The sequence below is a fragment of the Mycobacterium sp. genome (assembly GCF_035314665.1).
Taxonomy (GTDB): domain Bacteria; phylum Actinomycetota; class Actinomycetes; order Mycobacteriales; family Mycobacteriaceae; genus Mycobacterium.
The window spans coordinates 1-4,773 of sequence record NZ_DATFZD010000319.1 but is presented as its reverse complement, the minus strand read 5'-3'; the positions used below and the strand labels follow the sequence as shown (position 1 = coordinate 4,773).

Genomic DNA, 4,773 nt, shown 5'->3' with positions numbered 1-4,773 from the left:
ACGTCGATCAATGCGAGCGACCCGATGATTCTCCGGCCGGATGTGGCCGCCAAACCACCCGCCATCGATCTCAACGACCCCGCTCAAACGGGTTGTCGTGAAGCTCGACGTCAAAGCGCATCGCAACTTGTGCAGCAACACGAACGCAGTCTTCGCATGCAGCCCCAGATCGCGGCTCAGCTGGAGACTGCTGATGCCCTTGGCAGCGTTGACGAACAAGCTGAACGCCATGAGCAGGGTCCGAACCGGCAGCTTTCGGTACGCGAGCGAGGTTCCGCTGGTCGCCGAGAACTGCCGATGGCAGGCCTTGCATTTGAACACCCGGCGACACCGATAGGTGTAGACGGCCGCGCAGTTGCAATTGGGGCAGACCGGGGCGCCGTCGGTGTCGGGCCACCGCATCGCGCAGAGCATCTTGTGTGCCGCGTCTTCTGACAGATCGCACAGGTCGACCAGCGACAGGGTCCGCGCCGCCGCGGACATGAGGAAGTGTTGCGCCACGGCAGCGGTCCTGGAAAAGGGCCATGGCTTTCTACCGTTTAGCGAAGCCGACGTCGACCGTAAGTGCTTGATTCCGTTGCTTGGTGTGACTGCGCCATGATACCGGCGCAATGCGGATCACTGGCCCAGGAATCTGGGGCGAGCCGCGAGATCGCAACGCGGCCATCAAACTGCTGCGCCGTGTCGTGGAATGCGGAGTGAACTTCATAGACACCGCGGATTCCTATGGTCCCGAGGTCAGTGAGGAGCTGATTGCCGCAGCGCTTTACCCTTATCCCGCAACGCTCGTAATCGCCACCAAGGGCGGCCTGCTTCGTCCGGGGCCGGGCCGCTGGGTACCGGATTGTCGCCCTGTCCATCTCCGCCGAGCCTGCGAGAACAGCCTCAAGCGACTGAAACTCGGTCAGATCGACCTCTATCAGCTTCACACGGTCGATCCACGGGTGCCGCTGGCGGAATCGATAGGCGCGCTGGTCGACCTGCAACGTGAACGTAAAGTCCGCCATATCGGCGTGTCGAATGTCAGCCTATCGCAGCTGACCGAGGCGCTCAGACTTGCAGGGATCGTATCAGTACAGAACCGCTACAACTTGATGGATCGGGCCAGCCACCACGCTATCGATGCCTGCACGCGAAATGGTCTTGCGTTCTTGCCGTGGCACCCGCTTGCCGCCGGAAGCATTACCGAGGTCGCGGGGTCAATCAAGGAAATCGCAGATCGTCACGGCGCTACACCTGCTCAGATAGCGCTTGCTTGGCTGTTGCATCGATCTCCCATGGTGCTACCCATTCCGGGCACTTCGTCGATAGAACATTTCGAGGAGAACCTTGCAGCTGCAAAAATCCGTCTAACCGACGCGGAATTTGCAGCTCTCCAAAGCTGACCACATCGGTTCTGTCAACGACCATGCCGGGCGGTTGGTGGTCTCCAGATATCGTGGCTACGACTCACGCCCTTTGAGGGGGTAAAGCGCGATATGTTGCCCGGGATCGGTGCGCTGCAGATCGTCGCGCACGGAGCCAAGACGGACGAGCGATTAGACCAGAGACTGGCGGCTCTGGGAGCATGACGTGTTGTCCTACAGTCAAAACAACAGATGCAGATGCAGGATCGTCGCGCCGGCCCCGATTGCAACGCGTGTTACGATGACAGACTCACTGAATGAGCCGGTCCGGCATAGGGGAATGGCTTGGCGCTTGCGCTGAGCAGAACCTACGATACAGCCGGTATCGCGGGGCCATTGGCTCGCAGTGACGGCGATGAGTCATCGCCAGCGAGTTTCGGTATTAGTTCGCTGATGCGCTAGCCAGTCGCTAGAGCATCAGCCAGAGCTGGCTTGGTCGGTGGTGGCCCGAGCTCGCCGATCGCGAACCCCAGAGCGACGGAGGCCACACAGATCCCAACTGCGATCAGCGTATACTGCGTCGGCGGCAGAAGTTCGGTCACTTCACGGATGAAGGAGCTGAACGCGAGTGGCTTCCTCATTGCTTTGACTCTGTCATCGTCGGTGGTCGCAGAGCGCCGAAGTCGTCAGGATGCGTTGAAATCGTCGTCCCTTTAGCTCTCGCTGTTAGCCTCAAACTGCGTGATTTCCTCGGGCAGGACAGCACCACGGGCCAGTGTGCAGTCGGCAACGTCGCGTAGATCGTCGTCCGTGATACAGCGCGCTGCAGAATCCGCCCTAATGGAACGGCACCACTGCGACCCGCAGAGCGCGGTCGTTGAAAGGTGGCGGTCGGACGAATTCGGCAGGTGGTGCAAGCCTCTGACGATGCCGCGGGTGGTTGAGACGAAGTAGCATTGAAGCGACACGTTATCCAAACCCTATTCAGGTGCAATCCGACCCCGCTCGCCTCCGGTTCCAATGCTGGGTGCCTTCGCTCTATACGAGTGTCATTGCGACGTCTGCGATCGTGTCAGCGGTCGAAGCGATCCCGGCTAGCACCACGAGGACTTCTGTTGCCGTCGCCGTCTTCCCGAGTTTGCTGCCCTCCATCGCTTTGTACGTGTCGCAGCGCCCCCGATAGACGTCGTAGAAGAGATCGTTGGACTTGCTCGCTGAGGACAGACTCGAGATCTGGTCCAGCAGTTTCGTCACGGCCGGCCCGAGTTGCTTCAATGTCTTGCTTAGCTTCTCGTTTGCCTTCGCTGGCGCCTGGTCGATGCTCGCCATCAGCTTTTTGGTCTGACCCCAAAGGGCGTCGGCGACCTGATCCTTCTTGGCGTTCTTGGCGTTGTATTCGGAGAGTAATTTGTCCAGTCCGGCAATGCTCTTGACAAACGGCGCGCCCAGCGCGGCGGCAAGCTCTTTTCCGACCTTCCCTGCGGTTAGCTTGTCGTCGGTCCAGATCTTGGCCAGCACCGCGTCGGTGCCGATGATATTGCCCTCGGTCTTGGGGATATCGCGACAGAACGAGTAGATGTCGCTCGCCATTCCGGCGACCGTCTTGGCGGCGCCGACGATGGTGATGGCCAGGACGCCGAGTGACATCACCGCCGATACCACAGACGCGGCGACCGCGATCGTGCCGAGCGTCATCTTCAGCCCGAACACCACCTTGAACTTCGTCAGGTCTTTGTTCTTCTTGACCTGCCTCTCCCATTCGCTCTTGGCCGCGGCACAGGCAGCGTCGCTCTGCGCCTCGGCGATCTTCTTGCAGGTGGCGTTCAGTGTCTCGGCGCGCTGCTCGGCCTCGCGCTTGTCGGCGGGTGGGTCCTTCGTATAGCTCTGGTCGAGTTGGAGGATCGCATCACGCACGTCGTCGCGCGCTTTTTTCACCACCGCGAACGCGGCGGCCTCGATCTTCTGCAAGATCAGACTTTCGTCCTTGATGGCCTTCCGGAGTTCTACCGCAGGATTCTTCAGCACCACATCGACTCGCATCGGCGGCACAACGAGATTCTTCGGCTTCAACCCCTCCGCTAGATCGACACTGGTAACCACGATATCGGGCAAGTCTGTCCTCCTTTTGCGAGCGTAGCCGCGGATTCTCGGCGAAAGTTCGCTTCGATCGCGGCGATAGAATCGGCTTCCTACGGAGCCGGGGCTTCGGCATGGGGCGACAACGGCTAGGCCGACGGTGCGCCGGCCATCCAAATCGCCGTTGATCGGTACTGGGGGCGATCTCGGGGCGTTTCCCCTCGCACACCGCCGAGCGTAGCGATCCGTACCCCGGCGTTAGCTCGATCGTTCCGGATCTGTCTGGCCGTCCGTCCGCCACAGGCAGGCAAGCCGGCCATCAGGTGCGACGTACCACTGCGCGACGAGACGGGGACGCGTCTCGTTGTCGCCCTGCACTTCCTCGGCCGAGAGCGCGTAGGTCGCGAGCTGCGCGACGTCGTAATTGTAGCCGTCCATGATTGGCGTTCCCCCCTGTGCGTCGATATCCGGTTGACCCGCCACGTCCGCCGATGACCGAAGGGGCCATCAGCATTCGGCGAGACGACGATTCCGGATGACAACAGACGGACGCGGTAGATTATTCACGCGGTCGCGACGATTCTTTCCGGGAGAACGCCGCCTCGCGGCCGGTCAGGTGCGGCGCTCCAGTTGCTCGGCGAAATCGCGTATCTCGCCGTCCTCGTGGCCGCCGATCAGCATGAAGCCGCAGCCGTCCTTCGATGCGCCTCGACGAAGCCACGCAGCGTAACCGTCTGCACCGGCGCGTCGGGCTCACCGGTGTGCGTCATGCAGAAGGTGATCTGTGCGCCGTCACCATCCAGGTAGGCGTCTTGCGCCAACGGCTGTCAGCGCGGTGAGCCGTTCGCGCCGCGCGTCATCCTGCGCCAGCGCGGCCCCGATCGCCGGCGACTGCGTCTCTGGGAGCGCAAATCACTGAGGACAACACCTGGGCGTGAAAAATATTCGCCTCGGCATCCTCGCAGGTGGCGACCGGCTTCGCTCGACGGCATCCCGCGCCTCGTGCAGTGTGAATGGCCGCGTTCGGGGAACGTTATAGCACCACGAAACGGCGAAAATGGGCGCTCCATTGCCGGACAGCTTTTGACGGGATCTGGCCGAAAGCGGTCCGGCCGGTTTGGGGTGCGCAACGGCAACAAGCAGACCTTCGTTGATGAGGATTGCCAACGGCAGCCGTCGACCCGAAGCACGCGTCGGTTGCCGACCGCAGTCGACCAAACTGGTCCGTCAGCGACGCGATGAATCGGACTGCCGGACCGAGCGTATGGGCACCGTACTCTCAGGCCAACCGGAGGTTGAGATCCTCCACATCGCCTCGGCAGCCAGAGCCGATGGGGGAGATCGTCTCTTG

The 4,773-nt window shown here is 61.6% G+C and carries 4 protein-coding genes; 1 reads left to right on the top strand and 3 read right to left on the bottom strand.

Annotation, left to right across the window (positions count from 1 at the left end):
- Positions 1-501 (bottom strand): IS1595 family transposase (locus tag VKI00_RS22180; RefSeq protein WP_324441277.1); only part of this gene is annotated, 501 nt, incomplete at its 3' end.
- Positions 502-611: 110 nt separating this feature from the next.
- On the opposite strand from VKI00_RS22180, the gene VKI00_RS22175 reads away from it, so the two are divergent.
- Entirely contained in the window at positions 612-1,385 is a 774-nt protein-coding gene (locus tag VKI00_RS22175) for an aldo/keto reductase (RefSeq protein WP_324441275.1), read from the top strand.
- A gap of 999 nt (positions 1,386-2,384) precedes the next feature.
- Here VKI00_RS22175 and VKI00_RS22170 read toward each other — a convergent pair.
- On the bottom strand, positions 2,385-3,458 hold the full coding sequence (locus tag VKI00_RS22170) for a hypothetical protein (RefSeq protein WP_324441273.1): 1,074 nt from the start codon (positions 3,456-3,458) through the stop codon (positions 2,385-2,387).
- Between the two features lie 222 nt (positions 3,459-3,680).
- Complete coding sequence (locus VKI00_RS22165) at positions 3,681-3,860, bottom strand: hypothetical protein (RefSeq protein WP_324441271.1); 180 nt, start codon at positions 3,858-3,860, stop codon at positions 3,681-3,683.
- Positions 3,861-4,773 lie beyond the last annotated feature (913 nt).

Coding starts and splice junctions, on each gene's coding strand:
- VKI00_RS22165 (WP_324441271.1), bottom strand. CDS start 3,860: ATGGACGGCTACAATTACGACGTCGCGCAGCTCGCGACCTACGCGCTC.
- VKI00_RS22175 (WP_324441275.1), top strand. CDS start 612: ATGCGGATCACTGGCCCAGGAATCTGGGGCGAGCCGCGAGATCGCAAC.